Source organism: Brevibacillus sp. B_LB10_24 (assembly GCF_046036945.1).
GTDB lineage: Bacteria > Bacillota > Bacilli > Brevibacillales > Brevibacillaceae > Brevibacillus_C.
On sequence record NZ_JBJQOQ010000038.1, the window covers coordinates 22,400 to 48,991 of the forward strand.

Here is a 26,592-nt window from a genome sequence, read left to right on the forward strand (position 1 = left end):
TCGTGCTTCCCCTCTCGATCATTATTGTACGTGTTTTAGATTCAACGGCAGCTTCGGCAACTCCTGCCGCCCTCCTTACGCTCTTATCTTAGCAGGATTCCACAGTCTGGTGTCAAACTTACATGAAGAACAAGAAAAATATGACTGCGAGCTTGACGGGCAAAAAACAAAGGAGGCTGGACAAAAATGGAAAAAAATCTCAAGGAAAAACTGGGCAGCGGCATTTCTCCCCGGGAATTTATGGACGGCATGACCAAAAACAAGGAAGCGTTTCAGGAGTGGTACGACGCGTTTGAATGGAAGGACGAGGCAGACCGCCAGTTTTTCCGCGCCTGCAGCCGGGAAGGCGGATTGCACTGCCTGATCCTGGCTTCTGACTGGTGCGGTGACGTCGTCCGCAATGTTCCTGTCGTCTTCCAGGCACTGGCGGAGTCGGGCATGCCGGTAGAAGTCCTGATCATGGAAGAAAATCTGGACGTCATGGAACAATTCCTGACGATGGGCGGACGGGCGATTCCGATCGTCATCTTCACTGACGCCGACGGGAATGTCCTCGCTCAGTGGGGTCCGCGCCCGAAGCACGTGCAAGCGGTCATGGTCGCATTCAAACAAGCCAACCCCGACCGCAGCGCCCCGGATTATGAAGAAAACATCAAGGTGGCCCGCGCGGAAATGCTGCAGCAATACGGAGAGGGCAGCGGCTATCAGACCGTCATCGTCAGAGAGCTTCGCGACCTCCTCGCCCCGCTTGTAAGCTGAGCACCGCATCAAGTAAAAAAAGCCCTTCGACGGAACGATTTGTGTTCCATCGAAGGGTTTTGCCATGAGGCAGGTGAACGTTCTTCTACTCTTCAACCAGCTTACCTTCTCGCATGAACAATTCTCCGTCGAGGTAGACAGTCGGCTTCAGCATGACTCCGTCCAGGTGCACACCCGCTTCCACTGTTCCGCCGAAAGTGGCATTGCTGCCAAAGGCGATGTGAATCGTCCCAAAAGCTTTCTCATCTTCGAGAATAACACCTGTCAGCCGTGCTTTGTGATTGGTGCCAACGCCGAATTCCGCGACGTTGCGAGCCTCGGCCGAGTCGCCCAGCTTGCCCAGCCACTCGTCGGCGCGTTCTCCCTTCGCCTCTGTCAGCAAGCCGTTTTTCACGGTCAAAGTAAGCGGACTGTTCAAGAGGCCAAGCCCGACGATCGAACCGTCGATAATCAGCGTGCCGTCAGCCGTTCCCTCCAGCGGAGCGATGTACGCTTCGCCGGACGGAAGGTTGCCGCCCTCCCCGCTTTCCCGGTAGAGTCCTGTGCTGGCAATTCCTTGACGGCCTTTCAAGCTGAACGTAAACACCGCTCCGTCCTTTTCGATCCGCACCTGTTCGGCTGCGCTGAGGCGATCGGCCACCTTGCGGGACAGTGCCGCCACCTCTTCGAAGTCGGCGGTAATCGGTCCATTCTGGAACATGTCCAGGGTAATTCCCGGCATGGTCGCGACACGCGCCCCTTGTTTGCACGCCTCTTTGCGGGCTGCTGTATGGGTGAGTGAGTGCTGGGTCGGGCAGATCACCACGTCGGCGCTTTTCATCGCCGCCGCTAATGCCCGCGGCGGTTCCTCGCCGCTTTTAGCCCGCTGCTTCATCGAGATGACCAGTGCCTCGGCCCCCAGGTCGAGCCCTGCCTGGTAAAGAGCCTCACAGATTTCCGGCCGGGTACCGTCTGAGACCACCAGCAGGGTTTCGCCCGCTTTCAGATTCAAGCTTTGCGTCAACAGCCGCTTCGCTGTTTCAGACAATTGACTCATCCTAAACCCTCCGCTCTGCTTACTTCGTTACTTTGTACAGGGAATTTCCAAATCCGTACAGCGCATCGCCGGCGATAAATCCGGCAGCCATGATGCTCATCGTGCTTTCTGCGCCCTTGCCGTACTTCTTCAGCACGAACAGGCGAATCAGGATCCCGACAATAACTGCCCAGCCTGCGATCGGATTGGTGATCAGAAGACCCGTCGCAAACATAATTCCGATCTGCCGGGACGGTCCGCCGATCAATTGCACGATTGCGCCGGGGATCGCCCACAGCAGCAGGTTCATTCCGATGTGTCCTCCCGTCAACCCTGCTTCGATGGTTGCGACAAACACTTTGTCAACAGGCGGGAAGAGGCCGTTTGCAAAATAGCTTCCGTGAGCGACAGCGACTACGACGAAGGCTGCTGCAAATCCCATCAGAGATGCCCAGTACTGCTGCTTGCGTCCCTCTAATTCGTAAGCGCGGTCATTATTTGAACGCAAAATCCAACCTGTTTTGAAGTCGTAGCCCATGTCGGCGAACGCCGGACCCGTCGATGCGGCAAACGCGACCAAAATGGCTAAAGGAACAGAAGGGAACCCGATGATCATACCCAAAACCAGCGAAATGAGAGCAACCGCAAAGGCAGGGAACCAACCGGCGTGCATTGCGGACAGCCCGACGATCAATTCGTGGGCAAATGCGACCAATGCGGCAAACAGCACCCAGCCGATCAGCATGCCAACGGACATGTGTGCATATAAGCCAGTCAATACGGCAAGGACAATCGCGCAGATGAGGTAGGCAACAAACCCGTACTTAATCGCCTTGGACACGTCCTTAGCGGTCCGGGTGGTCGGCATATCAAGCTGGGTGGAGCCTGTTTCCGCCGTGGTCGCGGCTCCTGCCGTCGCCGCCTCGGGAGAGGTGACAGGCTTGGCGTCTTTTGGCTTTTTGACCAGCATCCAGATTACCTGAAGCAGGGCAACAAGTCCCGCTCCCACCATGAAGCCGTGAGGAATATAGTACTGATCGATGCCGGCGCCGAACAGACGGGTGTCATACCCTTTTACCAGCAGGCCGATCCCGAACATGGCCAGCGCCCAGATGTTTCCGATAAAGGCGACGCCAAATGCCGACATAGAGACGCCGAAGTATGAACCGATAAGACCTATTCCTGTTCCGTAGAGCAGGAGCTTTCCGCGTTTGCCGCCCTTGTCTCCCGCAAGGATCGCTTCCCCGGTTGCCACGCCCGGAGGCCATGCGTTGGAGGCCGGAAACAATTGCGAGTCAAATACTCTGTACAAAATGGTTGCGTCAATGATAGTCGCGATCAAAACGCCGATCAGTGTCGGAAACACCAGGCTGGAATCGCCCATCAAATAAGGGATCCCGATCGGCAGGAGCAGAGCATTGGCCGCGCCAAAGGTAGCTCCAGAAATCGTTGTTTGCACCAAATTTTGCCTATGAATCGAACGGAATTTTGAAAATCCTGCAAGTGGTATGCGGGAGATCAGCATCGCGATTATCGCCCCGATGATAGCCGTATTGGGCGTAACCCCCAGGGTGACGATCAACTGCAGACCGATGATCGCTCCCAGAAAGCCTACGACGATGTTTACGACCATGCTTGAAGGCTCAAATAAGCGCGGATGTTTCTCCTGTTGTGTCGTGTTTCCCTTCATCATATCTCCCCTTTACCTGCGGTACACGATGCCGGTGAAGTCAGGCCGGTTCGGCGGCGAATCGCGCCAAAACGGAACGTGACAGGATCACTGGACAAGGCAGCACCTCTTGTAAGATCTGTTTCATCTCGGCGGTATAGCCCATGCAGTCAAGCACGACCGCATCGACACCGCCTCTCCTCCCTTAATGGGACTGTGAGGAGGAGCTCATCAGGGCGTAAGCAGCGAACCAGCCCTCTACCTCAACCGGGTCGATGACCGGAAAGCCCAGCTCTTGGCGAATCTCGCCCGCAAGTCCAATCGTAGCGTAGCCGGTGCAAGCAAATGCCAATACCTTCGCACCCTGCTCTACCAATGACCGGGCAGCAGCCAGACTGTTCTTTCTGCCTGCTTCCGTCAGCAGATCGGTCGTCTTGCTTACCCCTTCCGGTCTGCCGTAGGCGACGAGCTGGTCGCCAAGGAGTTCTTTCATGACGTTCGGCAGATCCGGGGTGATGCCCATCACGCCCACCGGTTCGCCGTAGCCTTTGGCGGCAATCGCCGTCGTGCTGCCCGCCCCGACAACTGGAATCGAGACTTGCCGGCGAAGCTCCGCGATGCCGGGATCAGCTGCACAGCTCAACACAAGGACTTTGCATCCCTGCTGTTCTAACTCCTTGCCCAGGGCAACAATTTTCGGAATCGCAATCCGTTCGGTTTCGTCGCTGTGAATGCCGAATGGCTGATCGGGAATGCACTTGTTCACCGTTGGAATCCCGTACAGCGTTTCGATCACTTTTCCATGCTCCCTTAGGATTGTCTGATCCTCGGTAGTAAATACGCGAATAACTCCGATCATTCTCTCTTCCCCCGCCTTATTGTGTGACTTTACTGAAATTAGGGTATTATCATTATACATTTGAACCGAAAATAATCGTATGGACCGCGTTCCAAAAGTAACGCACCGGATTTGGGCAGCGAAACAAACAGCCTCTCAGCTGAGGATTCCCAGTTTCCACGCCCGCAAGATCAGATCGAGCCGAAGCCTCGTTTCCGGATCGCCGAGGTCGGCCCCGACGATGCTCTGGATCCGTTCCAGCCTGTAATTGACTGAGTTGCGGTGAACGAATAATTCCTCTGCCACCTGCTTTGTATTTCCGCCGCGCCGGACGTAGCACTCAAGGGTTTTGAACAAATCGGTCCCGTTTTCCTGATCGTATTCGCGGACTGGCTTCAGCAGTTGATTGTACATGGACGTCAGGGCAGGATGCTCACGCAAGCTGATCAGCATATCTTCGACGTAAATGTCGGAATAATGAATGATTTTCCGGTCCCGGCGGACGCGCCTGCCCGCTTCCAGCGCCCGCCTCGACATGTCAAAGCTGTCTTTGATTCGCGACAGCTTGTCTGTCATCCCGCCAACGCCGATGTACAGCTCAACCGCAGGCAGGCGGCTGTTTATGCGCAGGTACAACTCGTCTGCCACTTCAAGTGATTCCCGCCATTGGCCGACAGGGTCCGTCTGGTTGGTGGTACAGAGGACGGCGATATTCTCCCCCATGGCCATCGCGGCACTGATCCGCTTGGTTCGTCTGATCTCTTTTAAAATAACGTCACGGATGTATTCCCATTTCTCAACCGTATCAACCCCAGCCTCCCCGTCTTCCGCTTCGTAGGTTTTCAGCGAAATGATGTACTGGTAGCGTCCGCGTGAAAACTGGAGCTCCCGGGCCCGATAGCGTAAGATGTCTTCCATCCGGGTGGTTCCGGAGAGCAGCTCGATCAAAAAATCCTCGCGGGCGTGTTCTTTCCGGTGCCGGGCCGATTCGCGGATGGTAAATTCCAGCGCCAGCATGGTCAGCGCCTGATCAATGCACATCTTCAGAAACGGATCATCGTCGTCGAGCGGCTTGGTCATATGCAGATAACCAAGGATCTTGCCGCCAATCTGGACAGGCTTGGTGACAGCCACTGCATCCGGCGAAAATAACGGTGTCGCGCTTTCGATCACACCGTCGCTGTTCATGATAGCCGTCTCGCAGTTGAGCAGTTTCCCGATCATGCTCACCAGCTCTGAGCCGCGGCGGTTCAGCACGAGATCTGTAAACATGCTGCTGACATCGTTGACTTTTCGCAGGAGCACCAGCTGTTTGTTCAGGATGTTTTCCATCACAGAGTGGGTGATGTCGATGTACGTCACTTCTGGAGGTATGTCAATAATCGGGATCTGGTACTCGTTGCTTTTGGCGATCGCATCGGCCGGCGTCTTTTGCAGGAAACGCTTGGACTTCAAGCCGACCGCCGAACCGCCCACGCGCTTCATCTCTTCCAGCAGACGGCTGAGGTGCAGCGGCTGATCCTGAAACGAGTATCCAGTCGTCAGCACGAATTCTTTGGGCCGCAGCCACCCTTCCATATCGGGAATTTCCATGATATCGACGTAGTAGATCTCTTTTTGGATCCCTCCTTCGCCGCTCACCAATTTTGCGTCTTTCATCACGGGCAGCCGCAGCAGGTCCTCAACGGTAAAAGCCGCTTTTTCCAATCTGAATCACCCCTTTTTGAACAACTCTATTGTAAAAGAAAAGCTTCATGTGAGGCATTGCGATGATGAAAAAAAGGGAAGATACGTTTCCTATATCTTCCCCAAGCCAAGTCGAAACATTGCTTATAGAATTTGTGCCTACGCGTCTTTGCCCAAGGTCTGCAGGTGGCTCATATCACCGTACAGCTTGACGATTCTGTCAAATTCCTCCTCGCTGTAGAAGGAACATTTGCCTTCCCCGAAAGCCTTGGCCACTTCGATCGAGAATTTGACTGCCAGTGCGATATCCACTTCGTGGCTCGCTCCGGTAGCGCAGCCGGGAACAGCAGTCTGTGCCGTGACCGCGACGCCAACGACCGGTGCCGACGTAGCTACGGCCGGCTGCAGAATGCTGTTGATGTGGTAGAGGCCGTTGCCGTACGGTGTGATATCCTGCATCGTGACGGCAAACGTATGGGCGTATTGACCGGTGCTCATCTCCATCAGAGAGACCAGGTCGTCGCTGATGCGCAGGATGTAGCCCTGTTTTACAGTAGGCGAGATGGCGATTCCGCGATGGTTGAAGACGCGGTTCCCCTTCGTCGTGTCGATGGAGAGGATCGCTTCCATCTCCTCCGTCACTTCGTGCTGGTTCATCGCCAGGATGTCAACCGGAGAGTCCATGAATGCGACAGGCTCGTGCGGTCTCGTCGGCGCATTCGGGCAAATGTGGGTGGTGATGATGACGTCGCCGTCCAACACGTCGCCTTTGGACTGCATGTCCACCAGCTTGAGCGCCGTCGCCAGCGCAGCAACGGCACCATCCGCATCAGATACGAGGCCAATCCGCTCCGGACGCGCACCGATGCCGCCGAGACGGCCGACTACGCCGAGCGTTGGGGCTTTTCCGCCGTACACTTTTCCTTTCTTGCCGGGAATCACGATCTTGACGAAATCAGTCGTGCCCTTTTCGCCTTCTACAGTCGTATAGGAGACGTTGCTTGCCCCCCGCTGTTCAAAAAACGCTTTTACCTTTTCACCAGATACCGTAGCGTCATCCAATAATTCAAATACTTCGATCGTCTGTTTTAATGACATCCTTGCTCGCTTCCTTTCAATGGAGTTAGTAATTAGAACACGTAGGAAATGATTTCTTTATTGACAATTTCTTCAACCGGTTTGAACAGCGCTTGATCCCGCATGCCAGCGCCCAGCGACAGTTTTTCCTTCGGCACCGAAATGACGGCGACATCTTGTCCCTGGCTGATCTCCGCGGTAATGATCGGACGTCCGGTGGCCAGATCGAGGGTCATGATCAGATCCGGGAAAGTGCCGAGGCGCTGTCCGTTGTGTTCGAGCGTCATGTACTCGTTCCAGAAAGTCATCTCGTAGCTGCCCAGCTTGACAAAGCCAACGTCGAATCCTCCCTCTGTCTTCAGTTCGACTGTTTCGACGGTCCCCTCGGTGACGATCTGGCCGCCCAAATAATCGACGACTGCCTCTATCACCGCACGTCCTCCCTGCTGCTGCTTCTCCAGCATGCGTTTTCCGAGATTGATCGCTTGTTCGATGGCACCTACGGCACAGTGCTTCTTCGCGTAGCCGACTGTAAACGGATTGCGGGCGACGGCCACGAGTCCGCCTGCTTCTACCGACACCTTGCGCACCATGGACGCGCAGGTCGAAAGCGAGCCGCTGATAACCATTTCGACAAAGCGCTCTTGATATCCCCCTACCGCCGTCTGGACCGAGGTGTAGCCGGGCAGCCGATCGAGGCCGACTGATCCCATCACGCCAGTGGGATGCGCCCGTCCGTTGCAAGGGGCGTCGACGACGGGAATCCCCAGGATTGCCGATTGAATCCAGCCGTTGACGGTAGTGCCCGCCCCGTTTTCATTGGTGATAATCCCGGCAATTTCTTTCCCGAGGTAGGTTTGCAGTTGTTCGATTGCCTGCACGTAATGAACCGGCTTCACGTATTGGTCTTTCGCCGCCGGCGCTCCGACCAGCGCGACCGTCACCAACAAGTCATCGTCATTCAGCTCGTCTGGCGTGATCAAAGAGGGGGTACCCATCTCCACGGCCAGTTTGCCGATGGTTTCACCCTGGTCGATCCACCCGCCTCCACCGCCGCCGAGTACCGCGCCTCCGATAACGGCAGCATTTGCATCTTCTTGTGTGAGCAGACGTCTTGCCATGAGAACATCTCCCTTCTGTGTAGAAAAACCTACCTTTACCTTACCCAGAAATGGCGCAAATAGGCTATGGCTCATGAACCAAAAAAACAAAGACGGAATTGTGCAACGAAACAGATGAAAAGAAAAATCCCAGGAGATCCCGGGATTTTTGTCTCTTCACCACTTATTATTCTTCGTTCTCCCCCGACCCGGACGGGTAGTCCGCTCCGCTGTTGCGGCGGGGCCGAGCTTGCCCGTTATCGCCTTCCTGACCGCTGTCCGGCCGGTAGAGGCGGTCGTGTTCGTAGCGCCACACTTCGCCGGAGTCAGTCGTCAGCTTCATGACGTCCAGCTTGTCGTCGTACTCGATGTGGTCGATCCGGACGTCGCCAAGCGGAAGACGGCTAATGCCGTCGACGGCATCGTACTTGTACACTTCCGTGACATCGCCTTTGCGGAATTCCATATATAAGAATTCCAAATAAGGAGAAAAATAGGTGTTTATGATCTCCCGCCGATGCCCCGTCCAGGTGTGAATCCGCGTCGGTACGGGCGAGTGAATCCGCAGCAAATACCCTGAGAGATTGCTGCCCTGTGTCAAATAGAACAGGGTATCCGTATCCCCCAGCCACTGAAGGAAGGTAACATTGCCAACTTTATCGCGATATTTTTCTCCCTCGCTGTCCAGGAGTACCAGCTCGCCGTCAGCCGAGATGTACGCGGCAAAGCGTCGGTCCGGGTTGAACGTGACCTGAGCGGCGTCTGCAGGAATCGCCGACTCCTTGACAGTCTTGATCTCGGGGGTTTTGGCTGCAGCGGTAATGGCAGGCACACGCAAAAATTGGTCGACGCCGTACAGTCCCCCCAGTTGGACAGTCGTTACAAGGGCAAGTACACCAAGCCAAACACGCCGCTTCGACGAAAAGAAGGGTCGTTTTTTTCTCTTCAAGCTGCTCAAGATTTCCCCACTCCATCCACGATAAAACTGGTCGCCACGTATCGCTCGCCAAGCGGATTGGACGGCGTCACGAGAAAATCTCCGGCGTAGTACAGCTCCGTACTGTAGCCTCCATCCAGATTGGCGGCGACGTACGCCCCATTTTCCAGCATGACCTGTTCACAGTCTAACAGGCTGGCGCCAATTCCGTTATTTCCCCGCCCGGATAGAGCCAGGAAGAGAATCGCCCCGTCTTTTCGCTGCCCGATCGCCGAGCGGGGTGCCACTCCCCAGGTGTCTTCTGACTCATTCAGATAAGGCTCGCCGTCGCGGACGAGCTGCGGGCCGTATGAAACCGCCTCGGAGACGCCGAGCTGCTGTAATTTTTTGTAGGTGTACTTGCCGACGACCAATCCCCCGTCCTTGGTAATCCCAATGACCGGCTGGGCCGATTCCTGATCGCCGCCGATAAACTTGCCGTGCGAGATCGTCAGTCCCAGAGGCATGCCGCCCGTACCGCGTCCGGCCACGTCGTAAAATCCGCCGCCATTGATCCCGGCAACGGCGTTCGCATCTTTGACCATCTCGCTCACCGTTTGCCCGACATTGTTCAATTCCTTCGTCACCGCTACGTGGACCCGCTTGGGGTCCTTGATAACCAGCAGACTGCCTGAGTACTTGGCCGTATTGATCGGAACGACCTCGATGCCGTCGTCGTGGATGGCGGAGAAATCACCGGCTTGCATGCTCCCCTCGTCCATCTGGTCAAATCCGATCGGCCGGTACTTGGCCAGCGTCTGCGCAGAAAAGAAGGGCGTAATCACCCAGGGATGGCGGCTGGTCAGGATCGCACCTATCACTGTCCGCCGGATATTTTCAAACGGGCCGTACAGTACCAAGGCCCCAGTCGATAGTATGATATAGATGATGACAGTACCGACGAGTAGTGCAATTCGCCCCAAGCGGAGCCTCTTTCCTTTGGAAGGGTTCACCGCGAATTGTGTTTGCGCATCTTTTGCACCGACCATCTTCCTGCCTCCCCTCCTCCGTCGCATATCTCTGCAGAATTCTCCATCTTATGAGTATAAAGCAGCAGCGAAAAAGAAAGCTATGTCAGTTATTGGAATCCGATATACGTATCGTATAGCGAATGAGCAACACGCCCTTCTGCCCACCCTTTTTTTCGCCAAAGGTGATAGAAACGTCGCTGAAAGAGGGTGTCCACCAGTGAGCCGGGTTGACAGTATCGATCGGGCAGGATACAATAATGAATGAGAGTCAGTCAGTCATCGTTGTTTTTCTTCTATTGAATCGTGGAGGTGCCTTTGTGCGTACTGCCCAAAATGAAAAGTATGAGCGATTAGTGGAAGCCGCCAAAAGAATGATTGCCCAAAAAGGGCTGGAGAAGACAACCGTCTCAGATATTGTCAAGGAAGCAGGCGTGGCCCAAGGCACGTTTTACCTGTATTTCGCTTCTAAAAACGCTGTCGTCTTCGCGATCGCCATGGAGCACTTGAACCAGCTTTTCTCCCATATCAAGGAGAAGGGCGCTACTGCCGGAAGCTTTTTTGACCTGCTCACGATCATGATTGATGAGACCTTCGCCGTCACCGAGCGCACCCGTGATGTGCTCGTCTTGTGCTACTCGGGATTTGCCATCGAGAATGCTTTCGACAAGTGGGAACAAATCTACGATCCCTACTACCAATGGCTAGAAGGCCAATTTGCGAACGCGAAAAAAAGCGGCGAGGTGCGTGCCGAGCTCGACAGCGCTCAGACGGTCAGAATGATGATCAACCTGATCGAAATTACGGCGGAAAGGCTGTACCTTTCCAAAGAAAAGGACATCTCGGCCCCAGATCTGAAGGAAAAGCTGCTCTCTTTTATCAGGCATGCTGTAGGTTCAGGTAGATAAGCGGGAGAAATCCTTCTTATCGCCCGAAAATGACTGACATTCATTCACTATCATTAGTAAGGAGGTGCTGCCCATGGGTTGGCTGCTCGTTGTTGTAGGAGGCCTAATCGAAGTGGTCTGGGCGTCTGCATTGGCCTATGCTGACTCCTTCCTCGATTGGGCAGTGATTGCCGTGCTCGTCGCCGTGAGCTTCATCATGCTGATCCGAGCGTACAAACGGATACCGGTCGCTCCCGCCTACTCCGTGTTTGTCGGGATTGGCACGGTAGGAACGTACGTGACCGGCGTGCTGCTCGGTGGGACTTATTCGTTGAAACAGATCGTATTTTTGCTGCTTCTGCTGGCCGGCGTGATCGGTCTGCAGTTGACGACAAAAGAAGAAAGCAAGGAGGTGAGGAACTGATGGCTTGGCTCTTTTTGGCGCTTGCGGGGATTGAGGAAGTGATCAGCGTTGTGGTGATGAAGCAGATTGACGGATGGAAGCGGAAATGGCCGATCGCGCTGATGGTTGGAGGCTTTGCCTGCTCATTTTTCTTCTTGTCCAAAGCCATGCAGGTCATTCCGGCCGGTGTCGCGTATGCCATCTGGACCGCGATCGGCACCATCGGCATCAGCATCGTCGGAGTGTTCTTGTTCAGAGAGAAGCTGAATTCCCTTCAATGGGTCTTTCTGGCTTGCATCCTGATCGGAGCAATTGGGCTTCGAGCTGCAGCATGAAGACGATGCTGCGGCTCTTTTACATACCACAAAAAAGGAAAGGAGCAGGTTATCCCGCTCCTTTTCTTTTTTGTTATTTCCAGAAGAGAAAGCCGCCGATCACCAAGAGGAGCAAGGTCCCCAGCAGACCGAACATAAACAAAAAACTTCCGCCGATCAAAATCAAGGCGCCCTTCCAGACGAAAAACAACACGATCGCGATCAAGCACAACAAGAGGAATGATTTCCACGTCCACTTGATGATCGACCATAAAAAAACAGCCAGCAGAATCCCGATGATAAGTTTTAACAGCACTGCAACCGCCCCCATGTAGCCGTACCCCGATTATATATTCTTTTGACTCTGCCAACAAGGAACAACTCTCCCCCGGTAAAAACATAAAAAAAGCACCCAAGGCCGAAACCTTGCGTGCCAACGGGTCACTTCCCAGAGCGGATCATATGATCCAGCCTCTCCTTCTGCCGCAGGTGGTGCGGAAAATGCATGCAGACAAGCTGGAACCATTCTTTCGCATTCAGAAAGCCAAGACGAGGATGCTCTATTTTGACGTCGGCGGGGATTTGAGACAAGGACGGTTCCACCTCCCTCATCGTTTTGATCAGCTGGAGAAACTGCTCTCTCACGCTTTCCAGATCAGTCGGGTTGGCGGGTGTATAATCGGGAGATTCCGGCACCTTTATTCTCATAGGCGGGAATTCTCCTGCGGCAAATACATGCATGCCGGCGCCCCAGCCAAGCAGCCAGGAAAGCACCTCCTCCGGCTCCCTGACGCGAAGCTCTGCCAGCATGCCCGCTTCCGTCATTTCGCAGTGATGGAGGTAGAAGTAGCGGGTCTCGATCACGCTTTCGCTGACAGCATGGTCAAATAATACGCGAACGGTAACACTCCGGTCATTCTGCGGTTTGCAGGCGTGAAGGTCGAAATCGGCCGGTCTTTCAAACCGCTCCGCCTTCAGTTGCAGCTTGGCCCGGCCCAATCCTCTGCCCGACAATTCCCGCCGTGCTGCAGTTCCAAGAGGATCGCAAGCATTCGATCTGTTCGGTTCATCTAGATTCACCCATTCCGCTTTATGTCTATATCCTGCAGAATGATTTCTCTGCCGCGGCACAACTCCCTTCTCACGAATAATAATTTGAATCTTCAAAATACACGGATTCTATGTTAGCTTTAAGAGAAATAAAGCATTCCCGGTTTTGGGAAACCACAAGTGAACGCGGAGGTGTAAAAGTTGAGTTTGTTAAAAGGGATTCAGCAAACCGCCCAGCAGGTGGCTGAGGCGATCTCTGCCGCCCTGCAGCTGGAGACAGAAATCGTCGATGATGGGATGACGATCATCGCCGGCACCGGACTGTACAAGGATCAGATCGATACGAAGGAAGAAGGCGGCCAGGTAGAAGCAGGGTTCCTTTACGGGAGGGTCATCCGCAACAATCAGCCTTATTTTGTCGAGGACGCCCGCAACGACCCGTCGTACGACCCGTCCGTGATGACGGGCCAGACGCCGGAGATGGCTGAACTTTGCTGCCCGATCCACTACGGCGGCAGAGTGATCGGCGTGATCGGATTGGTCGCATTCGACGAGTCCCAACACCGCTCCTTGATTGTGAACAAAATGCCCTTTCTCACCTTTCTTCAGCGCATGTCCGAACTTTTGACCAGCAAGATCGCCGAGAAGGCTGCCTTGCAAAACTGGCAAAAAGCCACCCACCAGCTGGAGGTGCTGATCGAATCCATTCACGAAGGGATCATCGCCATCGACGAAAAAGGCGTGATCAGCACCTGCAATCAAACCGCAGAGCAGCTCATCGGGCTGAAGCGCGAGCAACTGATCGCAAAACCGCTCGAACAGATCTGGCCCGCATCGCCGATGCTTACGGTGCTGTCCAGCGGCAAAGGGTACATCGAACAGGAAGAACGTTACCAGTTGGACGGCCGCGACATGCACTTCATCGTCACCGCCCGCCCCATCCTGGCCAATGAATCCGTCATCGGAGCCGTTGCCACTTTCCGCCGGATGGCTGACATGCGCCGACTCGCCTACGTGCTGACCAATGAGCCAAAAGACCTGTATTTTTCCGAGATTTACGGACAGAGCCGAGCGCTTGCACTGGTAAAAAAACAGGCGGAACAAGTAGCGAGAGGGGCGTCCAACATTCTGATCACCGGGGAAAGCGGGACCGGCAAGAGCATGCTCGCCGCCGCGATCCACTCTGCGAGCAGCCGCCGCTCCGGTCCTTTTATTCTCGTCAATTGCGGGGCGATCCCCGAAGCGCTCCTGGAGAGCGAACTGTTCGGCTACGCCGGCGGGGCCTTTACCGGGGCGAGGCGGGAAGGAAAAGCGGGAAAATTCGAGCTGGCCGACGGGGGTACGATCTTCCTCGATGAGATCGGCGATCTTCCCCTTCACCTGCAAGTAAAACTGCTCCACGTCCTGCAGGCAAAACAAGTGGAACGGATCGGCTCCAATCAGGTGATCCCGGTCGACATCCGCGTGATCTCTGCCACCAACAAGAACCTGGAAGAGATGGTTGCAACAAGGGAATTTCGCGAAGACCTTTACTTCCGTCTCAACGTCATCCCGCTGCACATGCCCCCGCTCCGCGATCGAATCGAAGACATTCCGCTCTTGATGGAATACTTTTTGGCGAAGCACCGGCAGATCACGGATCACGAACTCCTGGATTACTCGCCGGAAGTGCGGCACATCTTCATGAAGTACCATTGGCCCGGCAACGTGCGGGAGCTGGAAAATGCGATTGAGTACGCTGTCAACATGGCAAGCAGTCCCTTTATCGGCGTGGAGGCGATTCCGCCGCGGATCACGAATGCGGTGTACGCCCCGCTTCCGGACAATTCCACCGATGAAACCTATTCACTCAAAGACTTGCTGAAACGGCACGAGCAGTTGATCATCCAGGAGTATCTCGAACGGTACGGCGATTCCCTCGAGGCAAAGCGGATGATCGCCGAGAAGCTGGACATCGGCCTGGCCACGTTATACCGGAAACTGGAATCCTATAAGCTTCTCAAAATCGAGAAATAGTTCTAAATATTAAGAACTATTCGGATTGAAAATTCAGGAGATAAGAGCCAATTTATCCAGTACGATCCCTTCCGGTTAAACAAATATTCCAACTATTGGGAAATATGTATAGGTATTTGATCTTTATTTCCGCTCATGACAATGGCACCATTCTTGCTATATTCAGGTGGTTAGAAAAACAAGACACCGGGAGGGGATCCAATTTGACAAATTGCATGGTCGAGTTGAAGCAGATTACCAAACAATACGACCAGAATACAGTTGTGGAACAATTATCGCTCGAGATTCAACAAGGCGAATTCATGACACTGCTCGGTCCCAGCGGCTGCGGAAAAACGACGACCCTGCGAATGATCGCCGGTTTTGAGCCGCCTACATCGGGTGAAATCCTGCTGGACGGTGAAATCGTGCAGCATCGGCCCGCCTATCAGCGAAATCTAAATACCGTGTTTCAAAACTACGCCTTGTTTCCACATCTTACCACTTTCGAAAACGTCGCTTTCGGTCTGCGCTTGAAGAAGATCGCCAAAGGCGAGATCGAAAAACGCGTGAGAGACGCGCTAAAGCTGGTGCAGCTCGAAGAGTTTTCCGGGCGCAAACCGGATCAGTTGAGCGGCGGTCAGAAACAGCGGGTAGCGATCGCTCGGGCCCTGGTCAACAATCCCAAAGTGCTGCTCCTCGACGAACCGCTGGGAGCGCTGGACCTGAAGCTGCGCAAACAGATGCAGGTTGAATTAAAGCACCTGCAACAGCAGCTTGGCATCACCTTTATCTTTGTCACCCACGACCAGGAAGAAGCCCTGACGATGTCAGACCGCATTGCCGTGATGAACAGCGGCAAGCTTGAACAGGTCGGGACGCCGACCGATGTCTACGACCGGCCTGTCAGCAGGTTCGTCGCAGAATTTATCGGCGAGACGAATCTGCTCACCGGCACGGTAAAAGAGGTTGGGCAATCCCGATTGGTGATCGAAAGTGACGGACGCTCCCTGATCGCCCCTGCCGGCATTGCGGTCCGGAAGCTTCAAGATGTCACAGTGGCGATCCGTCCCGAGAAGGCCCTGCTTTCGCTTAAGCCTCCCGCGGCGGCCGATTCCGGCGTCAACCAACTGCCAGTCAAACTGGTGGAGCGCATCTACACTGGCGTCACGACCAAGACAGTCGTCGCCACACCCAGCGGAAAACAACTGGTAGCTCACGAGAAAACAGACCAGCTGCTACCTGTGTCCGCAGGAGACGACCTGTTCGTCACCTGGAATCCCGCCCATTCGGTGGTGTTGACCGCATGAAAATGGAAACCTTGCCGACTGCCGCCGAAACAGGCATGCCATCACAGCCCAAACAGCGCCAGCCAAAGGATGGGGCCAAATGGTGGACGCTGTCGCCTGTAACCCTGTGGATGACCTTCTTTTTTCTCATCCCGCTGCTGCTGATCCTGCTTGTCAGCTTTTTCTCCCGCAGTTCGTTCGGCGGCATTGAGCTGCCGCTTACGATTGAGAATTACACGCGGTTTTTTGACAGTCTCTACATAAAAATCCTTTGGGTATCCTGCTTGCTCTCCCTGGCAACGACCCTGCTGTGCCTGGTGTTCGGCTACCCGTTTGCCTATATCATCGCCCGGTCGCCGCAGAGGTATCGCAATATTTTGCTTTTTCTCATCATCATTCCGTTTTGGACAAATTCGCTGATCCGCACCTATGCCTGGATCCTCCTGCTACGCACAGAAGGCGTGATCAACACGCTGCTGGTCAATGCCGGCATCTTCGAACAGCCGCTGACCCTCTTGTACAACAACTTCGCCGTGCTGGTCGGCCTGGTCTACACGATGCTGCCGTTCATGGTGCTGCCCTTGTACGCCTCGATCGAGAAGCTGGACAAATCGTATCTGGAGGCCGCCGCCGATCTGGGCGCAAAGCCTTGGCAGGCGTTCTGGAAGATTACGTTTCCGCTGACGACCCCGGGGATTGTCGCCGGCTCCCTGTTGGTGTTCGTCCCTTCGCTCGGCCTGTTTTTCATTCCCGACCTGATGGGCGGCAGCAAGTCCGTGCTGATCGGAAACCTGATCAAGAACCAGTTTTTGACCGCTCGCGACTGGCCGTTTGGTTCGGCCGTCTCGATCATCCTGATGGCGCTCACCTTGCTCTGCATCGTCGCCTACATGCGCACCACCAATGACAAACAAGGAAAGGAGCTGCTGTAAATGCGCCTCTCTCTTGGACGGAAGGCAGCGCTTTTCTACGCTTTTCTGATCTATCTGTTTCTCTATGCGCCGATCGCGATCCTGATCACCTACTCGTTCAATCAGTCCAAGCTCAACGCGGTCTGGACGGGTTTTACCTTCGATTGGTACGTCAGGCTGTTCCAAAACGGAGAAGTGCTGGAGGCCGCCAAGACGACACTGGCGGTCGCCCTGCTGAGCACGATCGCCGCCACCGTGATCGGCACGCTGGCCGCAGTCGGCATGTACCGGTACAAATTTCGCGGCAAGACAGTCCTGGATTCGATGCTCTACCTGCCGCTGGTCATCCCGGAAATCGTCATGGGGATCTCCCTGCTCGCCCTGTTTTCTCAAATTAAAATCCCCTTGGGCTATTTTACGCTGATCGCCGCCCACATCACCTTCTCCATCCCGTACATTGTCGTCGTAGTCAGAGCCCGGCTTGACGGCTTCGACCGAAGTCTGGAAGAAGCGGCGATGGATCTTGGAGCTACCCCCTGGCAGACGTTTGTCAAGGTTACGCTCCCGGTTATCGCGCCCGGAGTCGTAGCCGGCGCCCTGCTCGCCTTCACCCTGTCGATCGACGATGTGATCATCAGCTTCTTCGTCGCCGGTCCGGGCAGCACCACGCTTCCGCTGAAGATCTTCTCGATGATCAAGTTCGGCGTAACCCCGGAGATCAACGCCCTCTCCACGCTGATGCTGATCGTCACCTTGGTCGTCGTGATCATCGCCGAGCGCTTGCGAATGAAAAAGAATGCATAAAGAGAAAAAGGGAGGTCTACAGATGAAAAAAGGATGGATGTCCATTATCGTCTCCACGGTCGTTACCTTAGCCCTGGCTGTGTCAGGCTGCAGCTCTTCATCAGGCGGCTCCGGACAGAGCGAATCCGGCCTGGACAAAGAGTTGAACGTCTTCAACTGGTCGGAGTATCTGCCAGAGTCGGTGATCAAAAAGTTTGAAGAAAAGTATGGCGTAAAAGTAAATTACAGCATGTTCTCGTCTAATGAAGAGATGCTGGCCAAACTGTCTGCCGGCGGCGGTGTGTTTGACCTGTCTGTCGCCAGCGACTACTTCATCGAATCGATGATCAAGCAGGACATGATCGAACCGATGGATGTGAACAACATTCCCAACTTTAAGAATTACCTGCCGGATTTTATCAACAAGGATTTCGACCCCGGCAACAGGTACTCCGTTCCCTACATGGGCAATACGGTCTCGATCGGCTACAATCCCGACAAGATCACAAGCGAAATCACCAGCTACGACGACCTGTGGAACCCAGAGTTCAAACGGCAGATCGTCTTGGTGGATGATCAGCGGTTCATCATTGGCATCGTGCTGAAGACACTCGGGTACCCAGGCAACGATACCGCCCCCGCTCATCTGGAAGAAGCCAAGCAGAAAATGCTGAAGCTGATGCCAAATGTGAAGGCGTTCGACAGTGACAGTCCGAAAACCCTGCTGATCAACGGCGAGGTAAACATCGCCCTCGTCTGGGGGCCGGAGATCGCGCTCGCCCAGCGGGAAAAGCCCCAGATCAAGACCGCTTTGCCAAAAGAAGGACTCATGATCACGATGGACAACTTCGTCATCCCCAAAGGTGCCAAGCACAAAAAGACGGCAGAAGCCTTTATCAACTTTATCCTGGAGCCGGAGATCAGCGCCGAAATCTCCGAATCCTTCCCATACATCAATCCCAACGGAGAGGCTCGCAAGCTGCTCCCCAAAGACGTCCTCGAGAATATTGCCATCTACCCGCCAGCGGAAGAAATGAGCCGCGTGGAAGGCGTAAAGGATGTCGGAGATGCGATCAAGTTGTACGACCGCATCTGGTCCGAAGTAAAAAGCACGCAGTAGGAATCGTTGGAAAAAAAGCAGCAGCCGGGGGCAGCGATGCCCACGGCTGCTTTCTTCTGTTGCCGGCCTGATCTACTCCCTAAACAAGTCTGGCCACGAGCTGCATGACGTCGGCAAAAGCGTCTGCGGCTTTCACAATATGTTCTTGGCCCATCACCGTCGACAGGTTCCACATGCCCCGCGGAGCCGTAAAGATGCCGCGATTGAGCAGCTCCAGATGTACCAATCCGGCCAGCTGCTGGTGCGGGCTGTACGTGGATGCATAGTCGGTCGGCGGCTGCTCGGTAAAGTGAACGTTCAGCAAGGAACCGACTCGGGTAACGGAAACAGGAACAGCCGATTGCCGGACGCTGCGGACCATCCGCGCTTCCAGCTCCGCTGCCATCGCCTCCAAGTGGGCAATAGCCGCTTCGTCTAACATTTCCATGGCTGCAATCCCGGCCGCCATAGTGATTCGGTTTCCGTTAAAGGTTCCGCCCTGCGAGACAGATCTCGGCCGGGTCGGATCGAACATCGCCATGATTTCCGCTCGGCCGCCAAATGCCCCTACGGGAAAGCCTCCGCCGATGATCTTGGCCAAGGCGGTCAGGTCAGGCGTCACCTGATACAATCCTTGCGCTCCGCCCAGACCAAGGCGCAAGGTCTGCACCTCATCGAAAATCAAGAGCACACTATACCGGTCTGCCAATTGGCGCAGTCCGGCCAGGTACCCCGGCTGCGGAGGAATAACACCGGCTACTCCCATGACCGGCTCCACAAGTATGGCGGCAATTTCATTTGCTTTCGTTCGCAGAATGCTTTCGATCGCGTCCAGATTGTTGAACGGAGCAATGTACACATCCCGAGAGACATTGGCGGAGATGCCGGGCGAAGCGGGCACCGGCACCAAAGGGGCTGGCGGGAGTCCCGGCCGGTGCGGCGGAGCGATGGAAAACTCGACCGTCTCATGCGTCCCATGGTATCCGCCTTCCATCTTGATGATCCCCGAACGGCCCGTAAAAGCGCGCGCGGCCCGGACGGCAAACATCGTCGCCTCCGTTCCGGAGTTGCAAAACCGAATCGTCTCGATTCCCGGCACCCGCTCGCAGATCATGCCGGCCAACTGCAGCTGCTCGGGAATGACCGCAGCGTAAGCGGTTCCAAGAGCGAGTGCCGCCTGCACGTTTTTGGCGATGGCGGGATGGGCGTGCCCGTGAATCATCGCGGTATAGTTGTTCAGGAAATCCGTGTACGCATTCCCGTCAGCGTCGTACAGAGTCGGCCCTTCCGCCCGGCTGATCGTCAGCGGGTAGGGCTTGTAAAAGGCAGTCGTCCGCGTATCTCCGCCTGGCATCACCTGTCCGGCCTGTTCAAAAACCTTTTGGGATGAGCTTGTTCTCAGCAGATAGTCCCGCTTGGCCTGTTCATAAGCCGTTTCCATATCCATCTTTTATCGCCCCTTTTTTGCCCTCGTTTTGGGCAAAGCGCATGTTCTTAGGGTGATTATATCATGATCGGATGGAAAGTTGGGAATAGTCCGTTATTTATTCCCCCTCGGAACAACAAACAACTGGGGTTGTCCCACAAGTTTTGGAACTTATGGAACACCCCCCCGATGCTTCCTTTGCGGGCTGTGACAGCTTCGCTGGTATTACCCCTTACTCAAATATCGGAGCTACATACGGCATTGTTTTGGCTAAGATCCAAAGTAAGAAAAGGACAACAGGAGCGTGGAAAATCAATTGCAACATCGAATACCCAGCGAGATCTTTTGCTTTGACGCCTAAGACACCCAGTAAGGGTAACATAAAGAATGGATTGACCATGTTAGGAAGTGCTTCAGACGCATTGTATACCTGTACAACCCAGGCCATGCTGACATTTAATTCTTTTGCAGCTTCGAGCAAGTATGGTGCTTCCACGATCCACTTTCCGCCGCCTGAAGGAAGGAAAAGCCCTAGAATAGCTGAATAGACTCCCGCGACGAGTGGAAATGTATTCTCCGTTGAAATGGAAAGAAAGAATTTCACCAATACATCATTCAGTCCGGAGTTCATTAAGATTCCGAAAATCCCTGCATAAAGAGGGAATTGAATGAGCACGCCTCCAATAGCCGGAACAGAATTCGAGACGGAGTTCAAGAAATTTCTAGGTGTCCAATGCAATAGTAATCCGATCATTAATAACATAAAATTATAATTATTAAGATTAAGTGCCGCGATTGCTCCTGTTTTTGAAATCACATGTATAATATAAATGAATCCGACAGCAACTAATAAGAGATTTAAGAGCGGGCTATATTCCAACCATTCTCCCGGTCTTTGAGCTTTCTTCTTCTCCTCGACAGTTCCGATTCTGCCGTAATCAATCCCAGCCATTTCAGCTGTCTTCGCTTTTTCTTTATTCGGGGCAGAGACAAAAGCAATCCAAACAGATAAAGCGATGAGAACAACGATCAAGACAAAGTTTTGCCAAGTAAAAATCGTTTGTGACATTGAGATTGTACCACTAATTTTATATAAATCAGCTGGAATGGAAGCTTTCGTTGCCATTAACAAAGCAGCTGAAGATGATAGTCCTAATGCCCAAACACTGCCAAGCCCAAGGAACCCTGCAGCCCCCATTGCCCGATAGTCTACGCCTTTTACCCGACTGCTAATTTCCTTAATGAGGATTCCACTAAACACCAGACTAAAACCCCAGCTTATGAGCGAAGTAAACATGGAAAAAAAAGCGACAAAAGCTACTGCGCCTTTTCCTGTTTTAGGAATCTCGGCAAGCTTTGCAATTAGTTGATGAACCGGTTTAGAAGAAGCTACTACGTAACCTGTAATAATGATAAAGGCCATTTGCATGGTAAAAGGAATCAGATCCCAATAGTGCGTTCCAAAGTCTACCCCAATTTCGACAGGTGTCCTTCCCATTAATAATGCAATGATTGCAATCAAAACAACTGCAACCGCAGCAAAAATATAGGCATCTGGGAACCACTTTTCACTCCAATTTGCCAGTGAAATACCCATGCGGGCCAAAAAACCCTCTTGTTTTTCATGTACTGACAGACTTTCTTGCTCTTCATTTACTTTTCTTATCTCCATCTAACACACACCACCCACGGAAAAATGATTATATTTTGGGAATATACGAAATAGAAATGATAGCTTTCGTTGTTATTTCTTTACTTCAATCATAATCGCATCGCCTTGCCCGCTGCCGGAGCAAATTGCAGCAATACCTACACCGCCTCCGCGGCGGCGTAATTCATAGGCAAGTGTAAGAATAATGCGCGCACCGCTTGCGCCGATCGGATGTCCAAGTGCAACGGCACCGCCATTTACATTCACTTTGTCCGGATCGATATGGGCAATTTTATTGCTTGTAAGGGCAACAGCCGCAAATGCTTCGTTAATTTCAAACAAGTCGATGTCATCAACGGATTTACCTGTTTTCTTTAAAAGTTCGTTTATGACAAGACCCGGCGTTTGCGGGAATTTCTCAGCTTCCACTGCTACTTCAGCATGTGCGATGATCGTTGCGAGTACGTTTTTTCCTTCCTTTTTAGCCCGTTCATCACTCATTAACACGAGAGCCGCCGCTCCGTCATTCACGCCAGGAGCATTTCCAGCTGTAATCGTACCCTCTTTACCAAATACAGGACGTAATTTCGCAAGGACATCCATGGATGTGTCTTTACGCGGGGCTTCATCTGTATCAATCACGAGCGGGTCACCTTTTCGCTGCGGTACTTCTACTGCAACCATTTCTTCGGCTAGGGTTCCGTTTTCAATAGCGGCAATCGCCCGCTTGTGACTGCGCACTGCCCATGAGTCCTGTTCTTCGCGCGTAATGCCAAGCTCTGCTGCAGTCGTATTGCCATATGTGCCCATGTGAACGCCAGTAAAGCTGCATGATAAACCGTCGTGGATCATTAAATCAACCATAGGTGTATCACCCATTCGTGCACCCCATCGTGCTTTGAACACTGCATAGGGTACATTTGACATCGATTCCATTCCGCCTGCTAAAATGATCTCCTCATCACCGGTACGAATTATTTGATCCGCTAATGTCACACTTCGAAGGCCGGAAGCACACACTTTATTAACGGTTTCCGTTTTGATGTTCCACGGAATGCCTGCTTCTCGTGCTGCTTGACGCGATGGGATTTGCCCTTGTCCTGCCTGCAGTACATTTCCAAAAATGACTTCATCTAAATCTTCCGGACTTACTTCTGCACGCCGCATCGCTTCTTTCATTGCGATTCCGCCAAGTTCTGCTGCTGTTAATGATGAGAGAGCGCCGCCAAATTTTCCAAACGGAGTACGGGCACCTTCAATAATGACGGTTTTGATCATTTTTTCACCTCCTCAAGTTCGGGTAAAACCGTAAAGCTTGCTTCTGTTTTCTCTTTTACTTCATCTACCGTTACGCCTTCTGCCACCTCCACAAGTACCATGCCATTTTCCGTAAAATCAAACACAGCCAAATCCGTAATTAAACGATGTACAACCCCTTTACCGGTTAGCGGCAAGGTACATTCTTTTTTAATTTTCGCTTCACCGTTTTTATTGACATGTTCCATTACGACAACGACACGTTTCGCCCCATTCACAAGGTCCATAGCGCCGCCCATTCCCTTGACCATTTTACCGGGAATCATCCAGTTTGCCAGATCGCCATTTTCAGAGACTTCCATGCCGCCAAGTATGGCCAGGTCGATATGTCCGCCGCGAATCATGGCAAAAGACTCGGCACTGTCAAAAAATGAGGCGCCTGGAACCGTGGTTATCGTTTCTTTACCGGCATTAATTAAATCTGGATCTTCTTCGCCTTCCACCGGATATGGACCGATACCAAGCAAGCCGTTTTCTGATTGCAATAAGACGTTAAAATCGGCGGGAATTTCGTTGGCCACAAGTGTCGGTATCCCGATGCCCAAATTCACATTCATTCCATCTTTAATTTCTTGTACCGCTCGTTTCACAATTGTTAAACGCGTATCCCTCATCATCATCCGCTCCTTTATATGTCCTGGGAAAGCCGTCTTTTATGGAACGCAGATTTCAATCCATTCCTGTTTTTCTTTTACGCCTTGAACACGGTCCTGCGTTCAATTCGTTTTTGATAATCTGTTCCGACGATGAGCCGTTGCACATAAATGCCGGGTGTATGGATTTCATCCGGATCCAGTTCGCCTGGCTCTACAATTTCCTCTACTTCTGCAATCGTGATTTTGCCTGCCATTGCTGCAAGGGGATTAAAGTTGCGAGACGTTTTTCGGTATACAAGGTTACCGAGAGTATCGGCTTTCCACGCTTTTACCAGAGCAAAATCCGCAACGATCCCTTCTTCAAGCAAATATGTTTTTCCGTTAAATACCTTTGTTTCCTTCCCTTCAGCGATTGGCGTCCCTACACCAGTCGCGGTATAAAAACCAGGAATTCCGGCTCCTCCGGCTCTCATGCGCTCTGCAAGCGTTCCTTGCGGCGTCAACTCCACTTCGAGTTCGCCGCTTAAATATTGTTGTTCAAAAATCTTATTTTCACCAACATATGAAGCAATCATCTTTTTAATCTGTTTATTCGCTAACAGAAGGCCGAGCCCCCAATCATCTACACCGCAATTATTGCTGTAAACGGTAAGATCTTTTGTCCCTTGTTGATGAAGGGCTTCAATCGCCTTCTCAGGTATGCCGCATAAGCCAAATCCGCCAACAACAAGTGTTGCACCGTTTGGAATATCTGAAATCGCTTCCAAAGCAGAATTCATTAATTTGCTCACATCAATACCTCCTCATGCTGTTTATTATGTAGAAGTTTACATTTTGTATGAATATAAGTAAAATTAATAATTGGAATACATTTCATTCTCATATAGAATAATAGGGAGATTTTTTACATGGAGATTCGCGATATAAAGTCTTTTATTGAAGTAGCTAATCACCGTAGTTTCACGAAAGCAGCAGAGAATACGTATTTATCACAACCTTCGTTAAGCAAGGCCGTTAAAAAGCTGGAAGAAGAATTACAAGTTGAACTTTTTGACCGTTCATCACGAGATCTTCACTTGACTGACGCTGGAGAAATTGTCTACAAACAAGGGCAATTAGCCATTTCGTCCCTGAATGAGATCCATAATTTGTTGAAGGAGTTAGTTGATGTGGCAGTGGGGGAAATAAAATTCGGGATACCGCCGCTGATTGGAACGCTTTTTTTTCCGCATATTGCCAGTACTTTCAAAGAGAAATATCCGAATGTGAGACTTGAACTGGTAGAACTGGGGGCAAAATTGATCGAGCAGCTTGTTGAAGAAGGAAAGATTGACCTTGGATTAATTGTTCTGCCCGTTGATGAAACTCTTTTCCATATTTATCCATTTTTCAGCGACGAATTTGTCTTGTGTATTCATCGCGAACACCTGCTTGCCAATAGAGAATCTGTTGCTTTATATGAATTAAAAGACGAACAATTTATTATTTTTTCAAGAAATTTCACCTTGCACAACTTTATCATCAATGCGTGTGAAAAGGCAGGATTTACCCCTTCCATTTCTTATAAGAGTTCACAGTGGGATCTAATTTTGGAACTGGTTGCTTCTAAACTTGGCATAACGCTATTGCCCAAGATCCTTTTTGAAAGGCAAAGCAATCCAACCATTAAAACGATTCCATTAAAATCACCTCTTTTATGGAATTTAGGCTTTGTAACAAAAAAAGGAGCCTATCATTCGTTTGCGTTGAGAAAGTTTCTGCAACTGTTTTCTGCCGTTAATTATGTTGGCGGTTAAATGATGGATTCATTCGGTACTAAGTTTCTTTATTTCAATTGTTCTTTTCTTTCAAGGGTGGCTAGTCAGCATCAATACTTCCTCCTATCGCCAGCCCCCGTTCGGAACTTTCACCCTATAGATGGACGCCCATGCCGGGCGCACAAGGAAACCCAGACGAGCGTTGTTTACTCATCTGGGGTATGGATATCTTTTAACTATTCGTACCTTGATATAATATTCTTTGCAACCTGACTCTTTGGATCAATTTGTAACACCATATTTGCTATTTCAATAGCTTCTTCTTTGGAGACCAATTCTTCCGGGATAATATGAAAAAGCAACAAATACTCTTTTAAACCTACATCCTCAGGAGACAGTTCTAATGCTCTTCTAGAATGTAACAATGCAGATCGATACGCTCCTTCAATATAGCACAAAGGATGACTGAGCAAAGATGATGCAAGGTGATGTAGATCACTACTTTCTCCCTGAGAGTAAATTAAAAAGTTAACAAAGGTGTAGCAAACCAAATCACCAGTTTCGTATGCCAGTTCATGCAAAAGATCGCTAAGTACAGAAAAGTCAATTGCAGCCACTTGCTCCTTCGCGGTTAACAAATCCCCTTTTAAAATTGCCTCTTTTATCATCTTGTTTTCACCCACGCATTAGAAATTCTAATAACACCATCTATTTTCTGATAGGGTTACTTCAACAATATTGTCACCAATTTGCAATGCCTTGTAAAATGCAGTGTTTTTCACGCCATTTGTTTTCATAAAGACGTTCTTAGCACCTTCTCTCATTACCTTAGAGATGATCACCGAAATCGCGTTCCAATCGTTTGGATTTTCAACAATTCTATTCCATGCATGTTTGGGATTTAATATCTTAACATTATTTTTGTTTAGGGAAGCAACCTCAGGTATCATTTTTAAACTGAAATACTGCAAATCGGTTTTTAAAACTACGACTGACCAATTATCTAACAAGGATTTCCAATCTCTC

Annotated in this window: 27 protein-coding genes and 1 pseudogene; 10 read left to right on the forward strand and 18 right to left on the reverse strand. The window is 52.0% G+C overall.

Annotated elements, in window-relative coordinates:
- The first annotated feature begins 186 nt into the window (after nucleotides 1-186).
- The gene (locus ACI7RC_RS23790) at nucleotides 187-759 is read left to right on the forward strand and encodes a thioredoxin family protein (RefSeq protein WP_408110675.1); all 573 of its coding nucleotides are present in this window, start codon (nucleotides 187-189) and stop codon (nucleotides 757-759) included.
- Between the two features lie 85 nt (nucleotides 760-844).
- Here ACI7RC_RS23790 and ACI7RC_RS23795 read toward each other — a convergent pair whose 3' ends face one another.
- From ACI7RC_RS23795 to ACI7RC_RS23835, 9 genes and pseudogenes are all read right to left on the reverse strand, one after another.
- Complete coding sequence (locus tag ACI7RC_RS23795; protein ID WP_408110676.1) at nucleotides 845-1,795, reverse strand: aminopeptidase; 951 nt, start codon at nucleotides 1,793-1,795, stop codon at nucleotides 845-847.
- A 19-nt stretch (nucleotides 1,796-1,814) separates the two neighbouring features.
- Entirely contained in the window at nucleotides 1,815-3,464 is a 1,650-nt protein-coding gene (locus ACI7RC_RS23800) for an OPT/YSL family transporter (protein WP_408110677.1), read from the reverse strand.
- Between the two features lie 40 nt (nucleotides 3,465-3,504).
- Nucleotides 3,505-3,624 (reverse strand): annotated as a pseudogene (locus ACI7RC_RS23805) (AroM family protein); the annotation flags it as partial.
- A 24-nt stretch (nucleotides 3,625-3,648) separates the two neighbouring features.
- Entirely contained in the window at nucleotides 3,649-4,302 is a 654-nt protein-coding gene (locus tag ACI7RC_RS23810) for an aspartate/glutamate racemase family protein (protein WP_408110678.1), read from the reverse strand.
- Nucleotides 4,303-4,437: 135 nt separating this feature from the next.
- Complete coding sequence (locus ACI7RC_RS23815) at nucleotides 4,438-5,988, reverse strand: PucR family transcriptional regulator (RefSeq protein ID WP_408110679.1); 1,551 nt, start codon at nucleotides 5,986-5,988, stop codon at nucleotides 4,438-4,440.
- Between the two features lie 138 nt (nucleotides 5,989-6,126).
- Entirely contained in the window at nucleotides 6,127-7,065 is a 939-nt protein-coding gene (locus ACI7RC_RS23820; protein WP_408110680.1) for a DUF1177 domain-containing protein, read from the reverse strand.
- A gap of 32 nt (nucleotides 7,066-7,097) precedes the next feature.
- Nucleotides 7,098-8,165, reverse strand: coding sequence for an S-methyl thiohydantoin desulfurase family protein (locus tag ACI7RC_RS23825; protein WP_408110681.1), 1,068 nt, complete (start codon nucleotides 8,163-8,165; stop codon nucleotides 7,098-7,100).
- A gap of 166 nt (nucleotides 8,166-8,331) precedes the next feature.
- Nucleotides 8,332-9,102 (reverse strand): hypothetical protein, encoded by a 771-nt coding sequence (locus ACI7RC_RS23830; protein WP_408110682.1) that lies wholly within the window; start codon nucleotides 9,100-9,102, stop codon nucleotides 8,332-8,334.
- Nucleotides 9,099-10,109 (reverse strand): phosphodiester glycosidase family protein, encoded by a 1,011-nt coding sequence (locus ACI7RC_RS23835; protein WP_408110683.1) that lies wholly within the window; start codon nucleotides 10,107-10,109, stop codon nucleotides 9,099-9,101. The genes ACI7RC_RS23830 and ACI7RC_RS23835 overlap by 4 nt, the downstream gene beginning before the upstream one ends.
- Before the next feature lie 299 nt (nucleotides 10,110-10,408).
- Here ACI7RC_RS23835 and ACI7RC_RS23840 point away from each other — a divergent pair, with 299 nt between their 5' ends.
- The 3 genes from ACI7RC_RS23840 to ACI7RC_RS23850 all read left to right on the forward strand — a co-directional run bounded on the left by ACI7RC_RS23840 (nucleotide 10,409) and on the right by ACI7RC_RS23850 (nucleotide 11,713).
- Entirely contained in the window at nucleotides 10,409-10,996 is a 588-nt protein-coding gene (locus ACI7RC_RS23840) for a TetR/AcrR family transcriptional regulator (protein ID WP_408110684.1), read from the forward strand.
- 73 nt (nucleotides 10,997-11,069) lie between these two features.
- Nucleotides 11,070-11,399 (forward strand): DMT family transporter, encoded by a 330-nt coding sequence (locus ACI7RC_RS23845; protein ID WP_408110685.1) that lies wholly within the window; start codon nucleotides 11,070-11,072, stop codon nucleotides 11,397-11,399.
- A complete protein-coding gene (locus tag ACI7RC_RS23850; RefSeq protein WP_408110686.1) occupies nucleotides 11,399-11,713 on the forward strand; it encodes a DMT family transporter in 315 nt (104 codons plus the stop codon). Before ACI7RC_RS23845 ends, ACI7RC_RS23850 begins: the two co-directional genes overlap by 1 nt.
- A gap of 73 nt (nucleotides 11,714-11,786) precedes the next feature.
- On the opposite strand, the gene ACI7RC_RS23855 is transcribed toward ACI7RC_RS23850, so the two are convergent.
- A complete protein-coding gene (locus tag ACI7RC_RS23855) occupies nucleotides 11,787-12,008 on the reverse strand; it encodes a hypothetical protein (protein ID WP_408110687.1) in 222 nt (73 codons plus the stop codon).
- Between the two features lie 125 nt (nucleotides 12,009-12,133).
- Nucleotides 12,134-12,772 carry a WCX domain-containing protein gene (locus tag ACI7RC_RS23860; RefSeq protein WP_408110688.1) on the reverse strand — a complete coding sequence of 213 codons (639 nt, stop codon included), beginning with the start codon at nucleotides 12,770-12,772 and terminating at the stop codon, nucleotides 12,134-12,136.
- Between the two features lie 171 nt (nucleotides 12,773-12,943).
- On the opposite strand from ACI7RC_RS23860, the gene ACI7RC_RS23865 reads away from it, so the two are divergent.
- The 5 genes from ACI7RC_RS23865 (at nucleotide 12,944) to ACI7RC_RS23885 (ending at nucleotide 18,840) form a co-directional block, all read left to right on the forward strand.
- Nucleotides 12,944-14,758 carry a sigma-54-dependent Fis family transcriptional regulator gene (locus tag ACI7RC_RS23865; protein WP_408110689.1) on the forward strand — a complete coding sequence of 605 codons (1,815 nt, stop codon included), beginning with the start codon at nucleotides 12,944-12,946 and terminating at the stop codon, nucleotides 14,756-14,758.
- Between the two features lie 203 nt (nucleotides 14,759-14,961).
- Nucleotides 14,962-16,047 carry an ABC transporter ATP-binding protein gene (locus tag ACI7RC_RS23870; RefSeq protein WP_408110690.1) on the forward strand — a complete coding sequence of 362 codons (1,086 nt, stop codon included), beginning with the start codon at nucleotides 14,962-14,964 and terminating at the stop codon, nucleotides 16,045-16,047.
- Between the two features lie 35 nt (nucleotides 16,048-16,082).
- Nucleotides 16,083-16,958 carry an ABC transporter permease gene (locus tag ACI7RC_RS23875; protein ID WP_408110703.1) on the forward strand — a complete coding sequence of 292 codons (876 nt, stop codon included), beginning with the start codon at nucleotides 16,083-16,085 and terminating at the stop codon, nucleotides 16,956-16,958.
- Nucleotides 16,959-17,741 carry an ABC transporter permease gene (locus ACI7RC_RS23880; RefSeq protein WP_408110691.1) on the forward strand — a complete coding sequence of 261 codons (783 nt, stop codon included), beginning with the start codon at nucleotides 16,959-16,961 and terminating at the stop codon, nucleotides 17,739-17,741.
- Between the two features lie 22 nt (nucleotides 17,742-17,763).
- Nucleotides 17,764-18,840, forward strand: coding sequence for an ABC transporter substrate-binding protein (locus ACI7RC_RS23885; protein ID WP_408110692.1), 1,077 nt, complete (start codon nucleotides 17,764-17,766; stop codon nucleotides 18,838-18,840).
- Nucleotides 18,841-18,919: 79 nt separating this feature from the next.
- On the opposite strand, the gene ACI7RC_RS23890 is transcribed toward ACI7RC_RS23885, so the two are convergent.
- The 5 genes from ACI7RC_RS23890 to ACI7RC_RS23910 form a co-directional block, all read right to left on the reverse strand.
- On the reverse strand, nucleotides 18,920-20,266 hold the full coding sequence (locus ACI7RC_RS23890; protein ID WP_408110693.1) for an aspartate aminotransferase family protein: 1,347 nt from the start codon (nucleotides 20,264-20,266) through the stop codon (nucleotides 18,920-18,922).
- A 211-nt stretch (nucleotides 20,267-20,477) separates the two neighbouring features.
- Complete coding sequence (locus ACI7RC_RS23895) at nucleotides 20,478-21,917, reverse strand: short-chain fatty acid transporter (protein WP_408110694.1); 1,440 nt, start codon at nucleotides 21,915-21,917, stop codon at nucleotides 20,478-20,480.
- 72 nt (nucleotides 21,918-21,989) lie between these two features.
- Nucleotides 21,990-23,174, reverse strand: a complete 1,185-nt coding sequence (locus ACI7RC_RS23900) for an acetyl-CoA C-acetyltransferase (protein ID WP_408110695.1) — start codon at nucleotides 23,172-23,174, stop codon at nucleotides 21,990-21,992.
- Nucleotides 23,171-23,827: a CoA transferase subunit B gene (locus ACI7RC_RS23905; RefSeq protein ID WP_408110696.1), complete on the reverse strand. Its 657-nt coding sequence runs from the start codon at nucleotides 23,825-23,827 to the stop codon at nucleotides 23,171-23,173. The genes ACI7RC_RS23900 and ACI7RC_RS23905 overlap by 4 nt, the downstream gene beginning before the upstream one ends.
- A gap of 77 nt (nucleotides 23,828-23,904) precedes the next feature.
- Nucleotides 23,905-24,588, reverse strand: a complete 684-nt coding sequence (locus ACI7RC_RS23910; RefSeq protein WP_408110704.1) for a CoA transferase subunit A — start codon at nucleotides 24,586-24,588, stop codon at nucleotides 23,905-23,907.
- A 129-nt stretch (nucleotides 24,589-24,717) separates the two neighbouring features.
- Between ACI7RC_RS23910 and ACI7RC_RS23915 the strand changes: the two genes are divergently transcribed.
- Nucleotides 24,718-25,605: a LysR family transcriptional regulator gene (locus ACI7RC_RS23915; RefSeq protein WP_408110697.1), complete on the forward strand. Its 888-nt coding sequence runs from the start codon at nucleotides 24,718-24,720 to the stop codon at nucleotides 25,603-25,605.
- 197 nt (nucleotides 25,606-25,802) lie between these two features.
- Here the strand turns inward: ACI7RC_RS23915 and ACI7RC_RS23920 are convergent, their stop codons facing one another.
- Together ACI7RC_RS23920 and ACI7RC_RS23925 are read right to left on the reverse strand one after the other, a co-directional pair.
- Entirely contained in the window at nucleotides 25,803-26,234 is a 432-nt protein-coding gene (locus ACI7RC_RS23920; protein WP_408110698.1) for a hypothetical protein, read from the reverse strand.
- A 27-nt stretch (nucleotides 26,235-26,261) separates the two neighbouring features.
- The coding region (locus tag ACI7RC_RS23925; RefSeq protein ID WP_408110699.1) for a polymorphic toxin type 35 domain-containing protein at nucleotides 26,262-26,592 on the reverse strand (331 nt) is incomplete at its 5' end.